18 protein-coding genes are annotated in these 17,175 nt (G+C 69.3%); 14 read left to right on the top strand and 4 right to left on the bottom strand.

Features of this window, described 5'->3' with window-relative positions; genetic code table 11:
* Nucleotides 1–33 precede the first annotated feature (33 nt).
* The 4 genes from ACHMXE_RS38780 to ACHMXE_RS38765 are packed head-to-tail and all read right to left on the bottom strand — an operon-like array spanning nt 34 to nt 3,839.
* Complete coding sequence (locus tag ACHMXE_RS38780) at nt 34–1,428, bottom strand: TRAP transporter large permease (RefSeq protein WP_209542479.1); 1,395 nt, start codon at nt 1,426–1,428, stop codon at nt 34–36.
* Between the two features lie 21 nt (nt 1,429–1,449).
* Nucleotides 1,450–2,007: a TRAP transporter small permease gene (locus tag ACHMXE_RS38775; RefSeq protein ID WP_203204266.1), complete on the bottom strand. Its 558-nt coding sequence runs from the start codon at nt 2,005–2,007 to the stop codon at nt 1,450–1,452.
* A gap of 58 nt (nt 2,008–2,065) precedes the next feature.
* Complete coding sequence (locus ACHMXE_RS38770) at nt 2,066–3,076, bottom strand: sialic acid TRAP transporter substrate-binding protein SiaP (protein WP_395348972.1); 1,011 nt, start codon at nt 3,074–3,076, stop codon at nt 2,066–2,068.
* Nucleotides 3,077–3,131: 55 nt separating this feature from the next.
* Nucleotides 3,132–3,839, bottom strand: a complete 708-nt coding sequence (locus ACHMXE_RS38765) for a FadR/GntR family transcriptional regulator (RefSeq protein WP_203204268.1) — start codon at nt 3,837–3,839, stop codon at nt 3,132–3,134.
* 122 nt (nt 3,840–3,961) lie between these two features.
* Between ACHMXE_RS38765 and ACHMXE_RS38760 the strand changes: the two genes are divergently transcribed.
* From ACHMXE_RS38760 to ACHMXE_RS38695, 14 genes are all read left to right on the top strand, one after another.
* Nucleotides 3,962–4,696, top strand: coding sequence for an SDR family oxidoreductase (locus ACHMXE_RS38760; RefSeq protein ID WP_395348971.1), 735 nt, complete (start codon nt 3,962–3,964; stop codon nt 4,694–4,696).
* Nucleotides 4,693–5,445: an SDR family NAD(P)-dependent oxidoreductase gene (locus ACHMXE_RS38755; RefSeq protein WP_203204270.1), complete on the top strand. Its 753-nt coding sequence runs from the start codon at nt 4,693–4,695 to the stop codon at nt 5,443–5,445. The genes ACHMXE_RS38760 and ACHMXE_RS38755 overlap by 4 nt, the downstream gene beginning before the upstream one ends.
* Nucleotides 5,446–5,491: 46 nt before the next feature.
* Nucleotides 5,492–6,340 (top strand): fumarylacetoacetate hydrolase family protein, encoded by an 849-nt coding sequence (locus ACHMXE_RS38750; RefSeq protein WP_395348970.1) that lies wholly within the window; start codon nt 5,492–5,494, stop codon nt 6,338–6,340.
* A gap of 132 nt (nt 6,341–6,472) precedes the next feature.
* Entirely contained in the window at nt 6,473–7,255 is a 783-nt protein-coding gene (locus tag ACHMXE_RS38745; protein ID WP_209542615.1) for a GntR family transcriptional regulator, read from the top strand.
* A gap of 23 nt (nt 7,256–7,278) precedes the next feature.
* Nucleotides 7,279–8,481 carry an ABC transporter substrate-binding protein gene (locus ACHMXE_RS38740; protein WP_395348969.1) on the top strand — a complete coding sequence of 401 codons (1,203 nt, stop codon included), beginning with the start codon at nt 7,279–7,281 and terminating at the stop codon, nt 8,479–8,481.
* A 268-nt stretch (nt 8,482–8,749) separates the two neighbouring features.
* Nucleotides 8,750–9,622, top strand: a complete 873-nt coding sequence (locus ACHMXE_RS38735) for a branched-chain amino acid ABC transporter permease (protein ID WP_203204273.1) — start codon at nt 8,750–8,752, stop codon at nt 9,620–9,622.
* The gene (locus tag ACHMXE_RS38730) at nt 9,619–10,596 is read left to right on the top strand and encodes a branched-chain amino acid ABC transporter permease (protein ID WP_395348968.1); all 978 of its coding nucleotides are present in this window, start codon (nt 9,619–9,621) and stop codon (nt 10,594–10,596) included. Before ACHMXE_RS38735 ends, ACHMXE_RS38730 begins: the two co-directional genes overlap by 4 nt.
* A complete protein-coding gene (locus ACHMXE_RS38725) occupies nt 10,589–11,353 on the top strand; it encodes an ABC transporter ATP-binding protein (protein ID WP_395348967.1) in 765 nt (254 codons plus the stop codon). Before ACHMXE_RS38730 ends, ACHMXE_RS38725 begins: the two co-directional genes overlap by 8 nt.
* Nucleotides 11,350–12,060, top strand: coding sequence for an ABC transporter ATP-binding protein (locus tag ACHMXE_RS38720; protein WP_208509324.1), 711 nt, complete (start codon nt 11,350–11,352; stop codon nt 12,058–12,060). The genes ACHMXE_RS38725 and ACHMXE_RS38720 overlap by 4 nt, the downstream gene beginning before the upstream one ends.
* A 37-nt stretch (nt 12,061–12,097) precedes the next feature.
* The gene (locus ACHMXE_RS38715; RefSeq protein WP_093353988.1) at nt 12,098–13,054 is read left to right on the top strand and encodes a tripartite tricarboxylate transporter substrate binding protein; all 957 of its coding nucleotides are present in this window, start codon (nt 12,098–12,100) and stop codon (nt 13,052–13,054) included.
* The gene (locus ACHMXE_RS38710; protein WP_093353990.1) at nt 13,051–14,325 is read left to right on the top strand and encodes a 3-isopropylmalate dehydratase large subunit; all 1,275 of its coding nucleotides are present in this window, start codon (nt 13,051–13,053) and stop codon (nt 14,323–14,325) included. The genes ACHMXE_RS38715 and ACHMXE_RS38710 overlap by 4 nt, the downstream gene beginning before the upstream one ends.
* Nucleotides 14,322–14,843: a 3-isopropylmalate dehydratase gene (locus tag ACHMXE_RS38705; protein ID WP_395348966.1), complete on the top strand. Its 522-nt coding sequence runs from the start codon at nt 14,322–14,324 to the stop codon at nt 14,841–14,843. The genes ACHMXE_RS38710 and ACHMXE_RS38705 overlap by 4 nt, the downstream gene beginning before the upstream one ends.
* A complete protein-coding gene (locus tag ACHMXE_RS38700) occupies nt 14,833–16,158 on the top strand; it encodes an MmgE/PrpD family protein (protein WP_395348965.1) in 1,326 nt (441 codons plus the stop codon). Before ACHMXE_RS38705 ends, ACHMXE_RS38700 begins: the two co-directional genes overlap by 11 nt.
* Before the next feature lie 37 nt (nt 16,159–16,195).
* Nucleotides 16,196–17,164: a Bug family tripartite tricarboxylate transporter substrate binding protein gene (locus ACHMXE_RS38695; RefSeq protein WP_395348964.1), complete on the top strand. Its 969-nt coding sequence runs from the start codon at nt 16,196–16,198 to the stop codon at nt 17,162–17,164.
* Nucleotides 17,165–17,175: the final 11 nt, after the last annotated feature.

Raw genomic sequence — 17,175 nt, 5'->3', positions numbered from 1 at the left:
GTGTGGGGGCCGGCGCGGGATCGCCGGTCGGGGTCATTGCATGATCTTCGGCAGCCACAGCACCGTGGCGGGCCAGTAGGTGATGATGCCCAGGCTCAGCAGCAGCGGCACCAGCCAGGGCAGGATCGCCATCGTCGTGCGCTCGATGCTGAGGTTGGCGATGCGCGCGAGCACGAACAGCACCATGCCCATCGGCGGATGCAGCACGCCGATCATGAGGTTGAGCACCATCACCACGCCGAAGTGCACCGGGTCGATGCCGAGCTGGTTCGAGATCGGCAGCAGGATCGGCACCAGGATCGTGATCGCGGCCGTGGTCTCGAGGAAGCAGCCGACGAACAGCATCAGCAGGTTCGCGAGCAGCAGGAAGACCCAGGCCTCCTTCGTGAAGTTGAGCACCCAGCTCGCGATGTCGGCCGTGACGCCGGTGGCGGTCAGCATCCAGCCGAAGATCGAGGCCGCCGCCACGATGAAGAGCACGGTCGAGGTCGATTCCACCGTCTCGAGGCAGACCTTGACGAACATCTTCCACTTGAGCGTGCGATACCAGAAGAAGCCCAGCACCATCGCCCACACGCAGGCCGCGATCGCGCCCTCGGTGGCGGTGAACAGGCCGGTCGCCATGCCGCCGATCAGCAGCACCGGCGTCATGATCGGAAGCACCGCCTCGAACCTGAAGACCTTGTCGGCCACGAACAGGATCGCCAGCGCGATCAGCACCGCGGGCTGCGCCGGCGCGCCGAACCTGTCGACCGCGAACCACAGCAGCGTGGGCCACAGGCACACCACCAGCAGCTCGACCAGCGCCTTCATGAGCCGCGGCCACTGGAACTTCACGTCGGCGCCCCAGCCGTTCTTGTGCGCGTAGTAGGCCACCGTGAGCATCATCAGCAGGGTCATGATCAGGCCCGGCATCAGGCCCGCGATGAACAGCGCGCCCACCGACACGTTGGCCATCATCCCGTAGATCACGAAGGGCAGGCTCGGCGGAATGATCGGGCCCAGCGTGGCCGAGGCCGCGGTCACGCCGACCGCGAACTCGGTCGAGTAGCCGTGTTCCTTCATGGCCTTGATCTCGATCGTGCCCAGGCCTGCAGCGTCCGCGATCGCGGTGCCGCTCATGCCCGAGAAGATCACCGAGCCGAGGATGTTGACGTGGCCCAGCCCGCCCTTGAGCCAGCCCACCAGCGCGAGCGCGAAGTTGTAGATGCGATTGGTGATGCCGGCGTTGTTCATCAGGTTGCCGGCGAGGATGAAGAAGGGAACGGCCAAGAGCGGGAAACTGTCGACGCCGCTCACCATGCGGTGGATGACGACGAAGCCCGGCAGGTTGCCGCTCCAGAGGATGTAGACCAGCGAGGCGCCGGCCATGGCCACGGCGACCGGAATACCGGCGCTCATGAACAGCAGAAAGACGATCTTCAGCATGTCGTGGGAATGGTTCTGACCTCAGCGGTCGTCGATCGTGGATTCGGGCCGTTCCAGCACGCAGTAGCCGCGGCGCCAGTGCACCACGCTGACCTGCACCGAGCGGACCAGCATGGCGGCGAAGCCCAGCAGGCAGACGCCGTAGACGATGTTCATCGGCAGGTCGACGATGGTCATGCTGGCGTTGTTGCCGATCTTGATCATCATCTGCACCGTCATCACCACCGCGGCCGCGAAGAAGGCGGTGCGCAGCACGTCGACCAGCAGGCCCAGCGCGCGGCCCACCTTGAGCGGCAGGTGGCGGTAGAAGAAGTCGACCTGGATGTGGTTGTTGCGCGCCACGCCGATCGCGGCGCCGACGAACACCGTGCCCACGAGCAGGTAGCGCGCGATCTCCTCGGTCCAGGAGGCCGAGTCGTTCAGCACGTAGCGCGTGATGAACTGGTAGAGGACGGTCAGTCCCAGCACCCAGAACAGGCCCAGCGCGACCCAGCCCTCGATCGTGGTGCCGGACAGGTCGACGGCCTCGTCGGTGACGTGGAACTCGCCGTCGTCGCCCAGCAGCTTTTCATCGCTCATCGTGTCTCCTCGTTGTCGTGCAAGGGCAGCCGGCCATGACGGCCGGCCGCGCGCGGCTTCACTGGATGGCGATGATCCGGTCGTAGTCCTGCTGGCGGTAGCCGTGGTCGGTCGGCTTGGTGTTCTTGAGCACGGCCTCGCGGAACGCGTTCTTGTCGACCACGATCACGTTGTTGCCCTTCTTCTTGAACTCCTCCACCAGCCGGGCCTCGGAGGCGATGATCTCGCGGCCGGTCTTCTCGGCCGCTTCCTGCATCACGTCGCTGAACATCTTCTTCTCGTCGGCGCTGAGCTTGCCCCAGAGTTGGCCCGAGACCACGGTCAGCAGCGAGTCGACGATGTGGCCGGTCAGCGAGATGTTCTTCTGCACCTCGAAGAACTTCTTCGCCTCGATGGTGGGCAGCGGGTTCTCCTGCGCGTCCACCGTGCCGCTCTGCAGCGCGAGGTAGACCTCGGCGAAGGCGATCGGCGTGGCGTTCGCGCCCAGCGACTTGGGGAAGGCCAGGTAGGCCGGCGCGTCGGGCACGCGGATCTTCAGGCCCTTCATGTCTTCCGGCTTGGCCACCGGCCGCGCCGCGCTCGAGGTCACGTGGCGCGCGCCGTAGTAGTTGAGCGCCGTGATGTGGTTGCCGGTCTTGTCGTCATAGCCCTTGGCGAGCTCCTTGAACACGTCGCTCTTGGCGTACTTGAGCTGGTGCTCGGCGTCGCGGAAGATGAACGGGAAGTAGGTGATGGCCAGCGGCTTGTAGCTGTTGCCCGCGAAGCTCGCGCCGGTCAGCACGATGTCGACCGTGCCGAGCGTCAGGCCCTGGTTGATGTCGGCTTCCTTGCCGAGGCTGGAGGCCGGGAAGACCTGGATGTCGTACTTGCCGTTGCTGCGCTTCTTGATCTCCTCGGCGGCCCACACCGAGTACTTGTGGAAGGGCTCCGAGGTCTCGTAGACGTGGGCCCACTTGAGCTTGGTCTGGGCCGAGGCGAGGCCCGACACGCCGAGCGCGCCGGCCGCGAGGGCGCAGGCGGCCAGGGCCTTGAGGGCGGTGCGCTTGCTGTTCTTGCTGTCTCTGATCATGTGGCTTGTCTCCGTTGTATTCGTTGGGGCAGTTGGCAGGAATGCTGGCGAGGTGTCAGGAAGGCTTCGCGCGTCGCCAGCTCGCGCTGAATCGCTGATGGGACTTGTCCATGTGTTCGTGCATCGCGGCGCGCGCGGCCTCGGCGTCGCGCGCGGCCACCGCGTCGCGGATCGCCTCGTGCTCGGCGATGGCCGAGCGCCACGAGGACACCGTCTCGAAGTAGCCGCCCAGGCGCGTGAAGATCGGGCCCTTGCGCGAGTCCCAGAAGTTCTGCACCGTCTCGATCAGCACCGCGTTGCCGCTGGCGCCGACGATCGCGAGGTGGAAGGCACGGTCGCCCTCGAGCGGCATCACCGTGCGGTCGGCCAGTTCGCGCATGACCTCGATGGCGCGCGTCATCGCGTCGACGTCCTTGCGCTTGCCCGTCTGCGCCGCGATGGCCGCGGTCTCGCCCTCGATCACGCGGCGCGCGCGGATCAGCTCGAGCGGTCCCCATTCGGTGGGCGCCACCGGCGCGCTCGCGCGGTGCGAGCGGTCGAGCACGTAGACGCCCGAGCCGGTGCGCACCTCGACCCAGCCCTCGACCTCGAGCGCGATCAGCGCCTCGCGCACCGAGGGGCGGCTCACGCCGAGCTGCTTGGCCAGGTCGCGTTCGGCCGGCAGGCGCGCGCCCACGGCGAACTCGCCCTGGCCGATCAGTGCACGCAGCTGGTCGGCGATCTGGCGATAGAGGCGTTGGGGTTCGACGGTCTGCAGGGGCACAGGTAAGAGAAGAAGGCGAGCGGGTTTAAGGGTTGTCCTGAATTGGACAAGTGGTAAGGCCAATTCAGAATACGATGCGCGGCCCGTGCCACCCATCGGGCCAAACCCGAATCGGAGACACCATGAGATTGAAGGGAAAGACCGCGCTCGTCACCGCGGCCGGCCAGGGCATCGGCCATGCGAGCGTGCTCGCGCTCGCGGCCGAGGGCGCGCAGGTCTGGGCCACCGACGTCAATGCGCAACTGCTCGAGCGCTACGCCGGCGTGCCGAACGTCACGGCCGCCAAGCTCGACGTGCTCGACAAGGCCGCCATCGGCGCGCTGGTGTCGACCCTGCCGCCGCTCGACGTGCTGTTCAACTGCGCGGGCGTGGTGCACAACGGCACCATCGAGCAGGCCAGCGACGACGACCTCGCTTTCGCCTTCGCGCTCAACGTGCGCGCCCAGATGTGGACCATCCAGGCCGTGCTGCCCGGCATGCTCGCGGCGGGCCGCGGCAGCATCATCAACATGGCGAGCGTGTGCTCGAGCATGAAGGGCCTGCCCAACCGCTTCGTCTACGGCACCACCAAGGCCGCGGTGCTGGGCCTCACCAAGAGCGTGGCGGCCGACTACGTCACGCGCGGCATCCGCTGCAATGCGGTGTGCCCCGGCACGGTCGACACGCCCTCGCTCGGCGACCGCATCAACGCCAACGCCGACCCCGAGGCCGCGCGCAAGGCCTTCGTCGCGCGCCAGCCCATGGGCCGGCTCGCGCGCGCCGAGGAGATCGCGCCCGTGGTCGTGTTCCTCGCCAGCGACGAATCCATCTTCGCGACCGGCCAGGCCTTCACGGTCGACGGCGGCATCACCATATGAACCAGCTCGACTTCGCCGGCCGCCACGCGGTGGTCACCGGCGGCGCCACCGGGCTGGGCTTCGGCATCGCGCAGCGGCTGGTCGCCTCGGGCGGCACGGTCACGCTGTGGGACCGCGACGAGGCCGCGGCCGCGCGCGCCGCCGAGTCGCTGGGACCGGGCAAGGCGCGCGCGCTCAAGGTCGATGTCTCGCAGCAGCCCTCGGTGGCCAAGGCGGTGGCGGCCACGCTCGCGCAGGCACCGCGCATCGATGCGCTGGTCAACAGCGCCGGCATCACCGGCCCCAACGCCAAGCTCTGGGACTACCCGGTGGACGACTGGCGCCAGGTGATGGAGGTCAACGTCAACGGCGTGTTCCTGTGCTGCCGCGAGGTGGTGGCGCAGATGCGCGCGCAGGGAGGCCAGGGCCGCATCGTCAACATCGCCTCGGTGGCCGGCAAGGACGGCAATCCCAACGCCAGCGCCTACAGCGCCAGCAAGGCCGCGGTGATCGGCCTCACCAAGTCGCTCGGCAAGGAGCTCGCCGACACCGGCATCCGCGTCAACTGCGTGACGCCGGCCGCGGTCAAGACCGCGATCTTCGACCAGATGACGCCCGACCACATCGCCTTCATGCTGTCGAAGATCCCGCAGGGCCGCTTCGGCACCGTCGAGGAGGTCGCGGCGCTGGTAGGCTGGCTGTGCACCGACGACTGCTCGTTCTCGACCGGCGCGGTGTTCGACCTCTCGGGCGGCCGCTCGACCTACTGATCGCCCCTTCCCACAGAACCATCCAACCACCCAAGGAAAAGCAAGCATGAAACTCGTCCGCTACGGCAACCCCGGCAAGGAGAAGCCGGGCCTCGTCGACGCCAACGGCCAGCTGCGCGACCTGAGCGCCGTCGTCAAGGACATCGGTCCCGAGCAGCTCGGCGATGCCGCCATCGCCAAGCTGCGCAAGCTCAAGACCGACAAGCTGCCGCTGGTCAAGGGCAAGCCGCGCTACGGCAGCCCCGTGGCCCGCGTCGGCAAGTTCATCGCCATCGGCCTCAACTACGCCGACCATGCGGCCGAGTCCGGCCTGCCGGTGCCCAAGGAACCCGTGGTGTTCATGAAGGCCACGAGCTGCATCCAGGGACCGAACGATCCCGTGATGCTGCCCAAGGGCTCGGTCAAGAGCGACTGGGAGGTCGAGCTCGGCGTGGTCATCGGCACGCGCGCGCGCTACGTCTCGCAGAAGAGCGCGCTCGACCACGTGGCCGGCTACTGCGTCATCAACGACGTCAGCGAACGCGAGTTCCAGATCGAGCGCGGCGGCACCTGGGACAAGGGCAAGGGCTGCGACACCTTCGGCCCCATCGGCCCCTGGCTGGTGACGCGCGACGAGGTCGAGAACCCGCAGAAGCTCGCGATGTGGCTCGACCTCAACGGCCAGCGCGTGCAGACCGGCAGCACCAAGACCATGATCTTCAGCGTGGCGAAGATCGTGAGCTACGTGAGCCAGTTCATGACGCTGGAACCCGGCGACGTGATCACCACCGGCACCCCGCCCGGCGTGGGCATGGGCATGAAGCCGCCGCTGTTCCTCAAGAAGGGCGACGTGATGGCGCTCGGCATCGAGGGCCTTGGCGAGCAGCGCCAGGAAGTGCTGCCCTTCAAGCTCTGAGTCCGGCGGCAGCCGAGCCTCTCGCTTCCTGCCATCGACGGCCCCTTCGGGGGCCGTTTTCGTTTCCGCGCGCATTCAAATGTCCCATTGACAGAACATTGAAACTGCAAAAACATCGCCTGCATGTCGCAGATGCCCTTGCCCAAGTACCACCAGATCTACCTGGTGCTGCGGGAGCAGTTGCATGAGGGCCGCTTCGCCGCCGACGGGCTGCCGGGCGAGCTCGCGCTCATGCAGCAGTTCGGCGTGGCGCGCGTCACCGTGCGGCGCGCGCTCGAGCAGCTCGCCGCCGAAGGGCTGATCTCGCGCACGCCGGGCCGCCGCACGCGGCCCATCGGCCCGGTCGCGGGCGAGGCGCCGAGCGCGCCGGCCACCGAGCGCGCCAACCTGCGCGGCCTGCTCGAGAACCTCGTGACCATGGGCCTGCACACCTCGGTCAAGGTGCTCGAGGTCGCGACCATCACGGCCTCCTCGCAGGTGGCCGAGGCGCTGCAGTTGCAGCTCGGCGACCCGGTGCAGAAGGCGGTGCGCGTGCGCGCCACGCGCGAAGGCCCGCTCTCGCACATCACCACCTACGTGCCCGACACGATCGCGCGCCGCTTCGGCCGCCGCGAGCTCTCGAAGAAACCGATCCTGGTGCTGCTCGAGGAGTCGGGCGTGAAGGTGGGCCGGGCCCACCAGACCCTCTCCGCGCGCCTGGCCGACAACGTGCTCGCGCAGCACCTCGACGTCTCGGTCGGCTCGGCCCTGCTCGCGGTGCGCCGCCTGATCTACGACGAAGACGAGCGCCCGGTGCAGTGGCTGCACGGCTTCTACCGTCCCGACCGCTACACCTACGAGATGCAACTGTCCCGTGTCGGCAGCATCGACGCCAAGGTCTGGGTCAGCCGGGACGTGTCGGCCAAGTTCAACTGAAGACAAAGAAAAGGAAACGCCCCATGCAGACCCGTCGCCGCTTCGTTTCGCAGTCCGCCACCCTGGCCTCCGCGCTCGCCTTCCCGCTGATCGGCGGGGCCCAACCCAAGCCGCTGAAGGTGGGCGTGCTGCACCCGGTGACGGGCGCGCTCGCCTACTCGGGCCAGCAGTGCCGGCTCGGCGCGCAGCTCGCGATCGAGGACATCAACGCCGCGGGCGGTATCAAGTCGCTCGGCGGCGCGAAGCTCGAGGCCCTGCTGGGCGACGCGCAGTCGCAGCCGCAGGCGGGCGCGGCCGAGGTCGAGAAGATGAACGAGGCCGGCGTCAGCGCCATCGTCGGCGCCTTCGCCTCGGCGATCTGCCTGGCCACCACGCAGGCCGCGGCCAAGTACAACCTGCCGCACGTGGTCGACGTCGGCGTGGCCGACCAGATCGTCGAGCGCGGCCTGAAGAACACCTTCCGCTTCGGCCCCGGCTACCGCAAGTCGACCGAGGTCGCGATGGCCAACCTGCTGGTGCTCAACAAGGCCGCGGGCAACCCGGCCAAGACGGTGATGGTGATCCACGAGGAGTCGCTGTTCGGCGCCGGCACCGCGCAGCTGCTGTCGCGCGAGCTGCCCGGCTACGGCTTCGAGGTGAAGGAGGTGGTGAAGCACGCCAACCCCACGCGCGACTTCAACAACATCGTGCTGCGCATGAAGTCGATCAACCCCGACATCGTGATCCCGGCCAACTACTACAACGAGTACGCGCTGCTGGTGCGCACCATGCAGCAGCAGAAGGTGGTGCCCAAGGCGATCTTCTCGGTGCTCGGCGGCGCGGCCTCGAGCTACAAGTTCGTGAAGGAGTTTCCCGACGCGGCCAACGGCATCATCGACTGCAACCACTGGTTCAACCCCAAGGACAAGCGCGCGCAGGACCTGCGCAAGCGCGTCGAGGCCAAGGGCCAGTTCTTCAGCTACGAGGTCTTCATGACCTATGCCTCGATGTGGCTGCTGGCCGATGCACTGGAGCGCGCCAGGTCGGGCGAGCGCGCCGCGATCGTCGACGCGCTCGAGAAGAGCACCTTCTCGAACCACTTCATGCCCTATGGCCCCACCAAGTTCGTCAACGGCCAGAACGAGGGCGCGCAGCCGCTGATGACGCAGGTGGTGAAGAACGACATCAAGGTCATCATCCCGCGCGACTACCGCGAGGTGGAGCCGCTGTTCCCGCTGAAGGCATGAGCGTGCGACGCACCATGTCACGGTATTCAGGCAGCCGTCGATCAGGCGCGAAGCCCGGCGTGCGGTGCGGGGCGGGCGATCCCCTCTGCGCCGCCGAGGAGCGCAGCGTTTCGCGGATCAGGGCTCGCAGCTGTCTGAGCGAAGCGAGTTCTGCGAGACCCCGCGAAACGCGAGCACCGCAGGGCAGCCGCGAAGCGGCCGGCGCAGTGGGGTCGCTCGACCCGCACCGCATGCCGGGCGGCCTCCAAAACGAGAGCACGTTCCCAAAATGCTAGACCCCAGCATCCTTTTTCCGTCGGTGCTCAACGGCCTGACGACAGGCGCCGTCTACGCACTGATCGCCTTGGGCCTCACGCTGATCTACGGCGTGCTGCACATCATCAACTTCGCGCACGGCGCCTGCCTGATGGTGGCGCTGTACGCGGTGTACTTCCTCAAGGAGCGGCTGGGCATCGATCCCTACCTCGCGCTGCCCGTGGTCGTGCTGGGCATGTTCGCGCTCGGCTATGCGCTGCAGCGCGTGGTCATCAACCGCGCGGGCCACGGCAAGGACGAGAACATCCTGCTCGCCACGCTCGGCATCGCGATCGTGATGGAGAACCTCGCGCTGCTGTTCTTCAAGTCCGACACGCGCAACATCGACACCGCCTATTCGCTGAGCACCGTGGCCATCGGCCCCGCGATGATCGCCGTGCCCAAGCTGGTGGCCTTCGCGGGCGCGCTCGTGGTCTCGGGCATCCTGTTCTGGATCATGGGCCGCACCGACCTCGGCCGCGCCATCCGCGCCGTTGCCAAGGAGAAGGAGGGCGCCAAGCTCATGGGCATCGACGTCGACCACGTCTACGCCATGAGCTTCGGCATCGGCCTGGCCTGCCTCGGCGCGGCCGCCTGCTTCCTGCTGCCGGCCTATTACGTCAACCCGCAGGTCGGCGGCGGCTTCGTGCTCGTGGCCTTCACCATCGTCGTGCTCGGCGGCATGGGCAGCTTCGTCGGCGCGCTGATCGGCGGCTTCCTGGTCGGCGTGGTGGAGTCGCTCGGCGGCCTCTACCTCGGCGAATCGCTGGGGCAGATCGGCATCTTCGCGATCTTCATCGGCGTGGTGCTGTTCCGGCCGCAGGGCATGTTCGGAGCCAAGGCATGAGCGCCGCGAAGCAACTCGCTGGCATCGCGATGTTCGCGGCATTGGTGGCGTGCGTGCCGCTGGTCACGACCTCGGGCGTCACGCTCAACTTCGTGATGATGGCGCTCTATGCCACGCTGATCGCGCAGGCCTGGAACATCCTCGGCGGCTTCGGCGGCCAGTTCTCGTTCGGTCATGCGCTGTTCTTCGGCACCGGTGCCTACATCCAGGCCATCGCGCAGCTGCAGGGCGGCATCAATGCCTGGATCGCGCTGCCGCTGGCCATCGCCGGTGCCGCGCTGGTGGGCCTGTTCATCGGCGCGCTGAGCTTCCGCTACGGCCTCAAGGGCTCGTACTTCGCGCTGGTCACGCTGGCCTTCGCCGAGGTGTTCCGCATCCTCGCGCTGTCGGTCGACTTCACGGGCGGCGGCGTCGGCCTGATGGTGCCGCTGCGCGAATCGGTCGCCAACCTGCAGTTCGCCACGCGCGCCGGCTTCCTGTGGGTGGTGCTCGCGATGGTCGTGGTGGCGCTGCTCGTCACCTGCTGGCTGCGCAACGGCCGCTTCGGCGCCTACCTGCAGGCGGTGCGCGACAACGAGGACGCGGCGCGCGCCGTCGGCGTCAACCCCTTCCGCGTCAAGCTCGCGGCCATTGGCCTGTCGGCCGCCTTCATGGGCGCGGCCGGTGCCTTCTACGTGCAGGTGTTCCAGTACATCGATGCCGGCATCGCCTACGGCGCGGGCGTGTCGGTCGAGGCGCTGGTGGCGGCCATCGTCGGCGGCATGGGCACCGTGTGGGGCCCGGTGCTCGGCGCGGTCGTGCTGCACCTGCTGTCGGACTTCACGCGCAACCTGTTCGGCGAGCTGCCGGGCATCAACATGGTGATCTACGGCACCGTGCTCGTGCTGATCGTGATCTTCGTGCCGCGCGGCATCGCGGGCATCGGCCAATCGGTGCGGCAGCTCTGGAGCGCGAAGGGAGGCCGCGATGAGTGAATCGTCCCTGCTGGTGCTCGAGGGCGTCTCGCGTTCCTTCGGCGGGCTCAAGGCGGTGCAGAACGTCAGTCTCTCCGTGCGCGAGGGCAGCCTCAGCGCGCTGATCGGGCCGAACGGCGCGGGCAAGACCACGCTGTTCGCGCTGATGTCGGGCTTCCTCAAGCCCGACGCCGGCAGCGTGCGCTTCGCGGGCCAGGACATCACCGGCCGCGAGCCGCACCGCAATGCCGCGCTCGGCATGACCCGCACCTTCCAGATCGTGAAGCCCTTCGCGGCGCAGACCGTGCGCGAGAACATCGCGGTCGGCGCGCACCTGCACCTGCGCGGCCGCACCGAGGCACTGCGCGAGGCCGAGGCCGTGGCGCAGCGCGTGGGCCTCGCGCCGCAGCTCGACAAGCCCGCTTCCGACCTCACCGTGGCCGGCCGCAAGCGCCTCGAGCTCGCGCGCGCGCTGGCCACGAGGCCGCGCCTGATGCTGCTCGACGAAGTGCTCGCCGGCCTCAACCCGCAGGAGATCGCCGAGATGATGCCGGTGGTGCGCGGCATCGCCGCGAGCGGCGTGACCGTGCTGATGATCGAACACGTGATGCAGGCCGTGATGAACCTCGCCGAGCATGTCTGGGTGCTGGCGCAGGGCCAGCTGATCGCCGAGGGCAGCCCGGCGCAGGTGACCTCCGACGACCGGGTGGTCGAGGCCTACCTGGGCCATGGCACCGCGGCGCGGCTGCGCAAGGCCGCAACGGGAGCCGCAGCATGAGCGCATTGCTTGAAATCGAAGGCCTGCGCGGCGGCTATGGCCGCGTCGAGGTGCTGCGCGGCGTCGACCTGAAGGTGAACGCCGGCGAGATGGTCGCGCTGCTCGGCAGCAACGGCGCGGGCAAGTCCACCCTCAACAAGATGGTCTGCGGCCTCTGCCCGGCCTGGGGCGGCACGGTGCGTTTCGACGGCAAGGACCTGAGCGGCGCGCACTACCGCGACGTCGTCAAGGCCGGCCTGATCCAGGTGCCCGAGGGCCGCAAGGTGTTTCCCAACCTCAGCGTGCGCGAGAACCTCGAGCTCGGCTCGTTCACGCGGGCACGCGAGCGCCGGGCGCGGAACCTCGAGAAGTCGTTCGCGCTGTTCCCGCGCCTGCGCGAACGCATGGACCAGCATGCCGGCACCATGAGCGGCGGCGAGCAGCAGATGCTGGCCATCGCGCGCGGCCTCATGGCCGAGCCCGTGCTGCTGATCCTCGACGAGCCTTCGCTGGGCCTCTCGCCGCTGCTGGTCGAGGAGATGTTCACGCTGATCCGCGAACTGCGCGACGGCGGCCTGGCCGTGCTGCTGGTCGAGCAGAACGTCGGCCAGTCGCTCGAGATCGCCGACCGCGCCTACGTGCTCGAGAACGGCAGCGTGCGCTTCTCGGGCCTGCCCGGCGAGCTGCTCGTGAGCGACGAATTGCGGCGTGCCTACCTGGGGCTTTGAGGCGCTCTTCCCCACGATCCCTTCCGGAGAACAACACATGAAAAGACGCGACATCCTTCTCTCGTCGCTGGCCGCGGCATGGGCCGGCAACAGCCTGGCGCAGATCGGCGGCGCGCCGGTGCGCATCCTGGTCGGCGCGCCCGCGGGCGGCTCCACCGACACGCTGGCGCGCTCGCTGGCCGTGAGCATGGGCCCGGCGCTGGGCCGTAACGTCATCGTCGAGAACAAGCCCGGCGCGGGCGGCAACATCGCGGCCGATGCCGTGGCCAAGGCCGCGCCCGACGGCAACACGCTGCTGATGAGCTTCACCAGCCATGCGATCAATGCCACGCTCTATCCGAGCCTGCCCTTCGATCCGGTCAAGGACTTCACCGCGCTGACCTGCGTCGCGACCTCGCCCTCGATCCTCGTGGCCCATCCCTCGCTGCCCGCGAAGGACGTGCGCGAGCTGATCGCGCTCGCCAAGGCCAAGCCGGGCCAGCTCAACTTCGCGATCGGCGCCGTGGGCTCGTCGCTGCACATGGCGGGCGAGGCCTTCAAGATGCAGTCGGGCGTGGACATCGTGAACATCCCCTACAAGGGCACCTCGCCCGCGGTGCAGGACGTGCTCGCGGGCCAGGTGCAGCTGATGTTCGCGGCCGTGGGCAACGTCAAGGCCCACATCCAGGCCGGCAAGCTCAAGGCGCTGGGCGTGACCACGGCGAAGCGGCTGCCGGCCTTCCCCGAGGTGCCGGCCATCGCCGAGGCGTTGCCCGGCTACGAATCGAGCGCCTGGTTCGGCCTGTTCGGCCCGGCGCGCATGCCGGCCGAGCGCATCAAACAGATCGGCGATGCCGCACGCCATGCGCTGCAGCAGGCCGACATGCGCCAGCGCCTCGAGATCGAGGGCGCGATCCCCGTCGGCAATTCGAGCGAGCAGTTCTCGGCCTTCGTGCAGAGCGAGATCGTGCGCTGGGCCAAGGTGGTCAAGTTCTCGGGAGCCAAGCCCGAATGAGCGCGACGGCTTCAGCACAGACCCTGGCGCAGAAGCTCATCGCGCGCGCCAGCGGCCGCGAGCGGGTGGCGGTGGGCGAGATCGTGACCTGCGGCGTCGACCTCGCGATGTTCCACGACTCCTCGGGACCGCGCCGCCTGCAGCCCATGCTCGAGGAGCTCGGCGCGCAGATCTGGGACCGCTCGCGCGTGGTGCTCGTGATGGACCACTACGTGCCCGAGCGCGACGACGACTCGCGCCGCATCGTGCGCATCGCGCGCGACTGGGCGCGCGACCAGAAGCTGCCGCACGTCTACGACAGCCAGGGCATCTGCCACGTGGTGGTGCCGCAGCACGGCCACATCCGCCCCGGCATGCTGTGCGTGGGCGGCGACTCGCACTCGCCCACGGGCGGCGCCTTCGGTGCCTACATGTTCGGCGTCGGCAGCACCGAGATGCTCGGCGTGGTGGTCACGGGCGAGATCTGGCTGCGCGTGCCCGAGACCCTGCGCATGTGGTGGGACGGCGCGCTGCCCGCGGGCGTGACCGCCAAGGACATGATGCTGCACATGATCGGCCGCTTCGGCATGAACGGCGGCCGCTACCAGGCCGTGGAGTTCGCGGGGCCGGCGGTGGTCGCGCTGTCGATGCAGGAGCGCATGACGCTCTCGAACATGAGCGCCGAACTCGGCGCGCAGGCCGGGCTGATCGCGCCCGATGCCACCACGGCCGCGTTCCTGGCCGGTGCCGGCGCGCCGCCGGTCGACATGGCGCCGTGGTTCACCGACGCCGATGCCGCGCTCACGGATCACCGCTTCGATGCCGCCACGCTCGAACCCCACGTGGCCGCGCCGCACAGCCCGGCCAATGCGCATGGCGTGAGCCGCTTCGTCGGCACGCCGGTCGACGTGGCCTACATCGGCGCCTGCACCGGCGCCAAGCTCGACGACCTGCGCGCCGCCGCGCAGGTGCTGCGCGGCCACAAGGTCGCGAACGGCATCCGCCTGATCGTGGCGCCCGCGAGCCTGCGCGACCAGGAACAGGCGCGCGAGGAGGGCGTGCTGCAGGTGCTGATGGAGGCCGGCGCCGAGCTGTTCCCCACCGCCTGCGGCGCCTGCTCGGGCTATGGCGATCCGATGGGCGACGACATCACCGTCATCTCGACCACCGCGCGCAACTTCAAGGGCCGCATGGGCTCGCCGACCGCGCAGGTCTACCTGGGCTCGCCCTACACGGTGGCGGCCGCCGCGCTGCGCGGCTGCGTGACCGATCCGCGCGAGGTGCTGGCATGAGTGATCAGGAGCTGCACCGCCTGCACCGGGTATGGCGCCTGGGCGCCGACATCGACACCGACGCGCTCGCGCCCGGTCATGCGATGAAGCATGGCATCGACCGCATCGCGCAACACTGCCTCGAAGCCATCCGCCCCGAGTTCGCGCGCGAGGTCCAGGCGGGCGACGTGATCGTGGCCGGCCCCAACTTCGGCATCGGCTCCTCGCGCGAGCAGGCCGCGGCCGTGCTCGTGCAACTGGGCGTGGCCGCGGTGATCGCGCCCTCGTACAGCGGGCTCTTCTTCCGCAATGCCTTCAATGTCGGCCTGCTGCTGCTGACCTGCGCCGAGGCCGAATCGCTGCACGACGGCGAGCGCATCGCGCTCGACATCGGCACGCCCGCGCTGCGCGGCGCCGACGGGCGCACGCTGGCCTGCGAGCCCGTGCCGGGCTTCCTGACCGAGATGGTCGAGGCCGGTGGCCTGCTGCCGCTGCTGCGCCGTCGCATGGCGGCGAAGAAGGAAGCCGATGCCGTCTGACATCGATGCGCAACGCGCGGGGCTGCAGGCCGTGGTGGCGCTGCATGCGGCGCGGCCGGCCGATGCCGAAGGCGCCTCGCAGGCGCGCCGGCTGCTGGTCGACACCGTCGGCTGCGCGCTCGCGGGCCGGCAGGCGGATGAGGTGCGCCGGCTCGAGGCCGCGCTCGCCGCCTGCGAACCCGGTGGCTTCGCCTTTCCCGCCGGCCCGTCGCTGGCCGTGCAGGCGGCCGCGCAGGTCATCGCCATGGCCGCGACCTGGGACGAGGCCTGCGAAGGCCACGCGCTCGCGCACGGCCGGCCCGGCGTGCCGCTGGTGGCGGCGCTGCTGCCGCTCGCATTGCGGCGCGACGCCAGCCTCGGCGAGTTCGTCGATGCCTTCGTGCTCGGCTACGAGGTCGGCGCGCGCTGCGGCGCCTGGCTGCGCATCCGCCCCGGCATGCACGTCGATGCCAACTGGCCCGCGCTCGGCGTGGCGGCGGGCGCGGCCCGGCTGCTGGGCCTGGCGCCCGAGGCCATCGTGCAGGCCATCGACATCGCGGCCTGCCAGCTCGCCACCAGCCTCTACCTGCCGGTGGCGCAGGGGCGCACCGCCCGCAACACCTACCTGGGCCACAGCGCCTCGCTGGGGCTGCAGGCGGCCTTCGCGAGCGCGGCCGGCATCGACGCGCCCGAGGGCGCGCTGGCGCACTACGCGGCGAATCATGCGGCGGCCGGCGCGCAGCCTTTGCTCGACGCGTCGACGCTGCTGCTGCGCGACGCCTACCTCAAGCCCTTCGCGGCCGTGCGCCACGTGCACTACGGCGCGACCGCCGCGCGCGCCCTGCGCGAACGGCTGGCCGGCGACACCACGGGCATCCGCCGGATCGTGCTCACGGTCTACGAGGAGGCGATCGTCTACTGCGGAAATCGCGCGCCGCGCACGCCGATCCAGGCGCAGTTCAGCCTGAGCTTCGGCCTCGCGGCGATGCTGCGCTTCGGCGACGTCGATCCCTCGGTCTATGCCGCGCCGCGCTTCGACGACGCCGAGCTGCGCCGGCTCGAGGCACTGGTCGAGCTCGAGGTCGATGCCGACCTCACGGCGCGCCGCCAGCGCGGCGCCACGCTCGCGCTGACGCACGACGGCGTCACGCACGAAGAGACCGTGACCACCATCGCGGGCGACGCCCAGAACCCGCTGGACCGCGCGGCCCTGATCGCCAAGTTCGCGCACTACGCCGCGCAGCCCGTCGCACCCGCGCGCGCCCAGGCCTTCTGCGACGGCGTGCTCGACGCGCCCGCCGGCACCGCGCTCGGCGCGCTGTGGCAACGGCTCTGACCCGATTCCTCTTCACCACCTTCACGCCCCACCCACCATGAAACTCCTGCGCTACCTCGCCAGCACGCTGCTCGTGTGCCTGCCGCTCGTCGCCGCCGCCCAGGCCGGCGGCTTTCCCGACAAGGCGATCCGCATCGTCGTGCCCTTCCCGCCGGGCGGCGCCACCGATGCCGCGGCGCGGCTGGTCGCGGTGAAGATGAGCGAGCACTGGGACCAGCCCGTGGTGGTCGACAACCGCGCGGGCGCGGGCGGCAACGTGGGCTCGGACCTCGTGGCCAAGGCGCCGGCCGACGGCTACACGCTGGTGATGGGCGTGACCGGCTCGCATGCCATCAACACCTCGCTCTACAGCCGGATGCCCTACGACCCGGTGGCCGACTTCGTCGCCATCAGCCAGGTGGCCGTGGTGCCCAACGTTCTGGTGGTGCATCCCTCGGTGCCTGCGAAGAACCTGGCCGAGCTGGTCGCGCTCGCGAAGAAGGAGCCCGGCAAGCTCAACTACGCGTCGCTGGGCAACGGCACGGCCGCGCACCTGGGCATGGAGATGCTCAAGGCCGAGGCCGGCGTCGACATCACGCACGTGCCCTACAAGGGCAGCGCGCCCGCGGTGTCCGACCTGCTGGCCGGCCAGGTTCAGATGATGGTCGACGGGCTGCCCTCGGCGCTGCCGCACGTCAAGGCCGGCAAGCTGCGCGCGATCGCGCTCACCAGCCTGCGCCGCTCGCCCTCGCTGCCCGATCTGCCGACCATCGCCGAGAGCTACCCGGGCTTCTATGCCGATGCCTGGTCGGGCCTGTTCGCGCCCAAGGGCACGCCGCAGCCGGTGGTCGACAAGCTCTCGGCCGAGGTGCAGCGCATTCTCAAGCTGCCCGAGGTGCGCGAGAAGCTGGCCGCGCTCGGCGCCGAGCCGGTGGGTTCCACGCAGGCGGAATTCGCCGCCCACGTGAAAAAGGAAATCGACAAGTGGGCCAAGGTCGTGAAGACCAGCGGCGCCAAGGTGGATTGAAATGAAACACG

Origin of the sequence: Variovorax sp. UC122_21 (assembly GCF_044056785.1) — a bacterium.
Taxonomy (GTDB): Bacteria; Pseudomonadota; Gammaproteobacteria; order Burkholderiales; family Burkholderiaceae_C; genus Variovorax.
The sequence above is the reverse complement of the archived record's forward strand: the minus strand, read 5'-3'. Positions and strand labels throughout refer to the sequence as shown.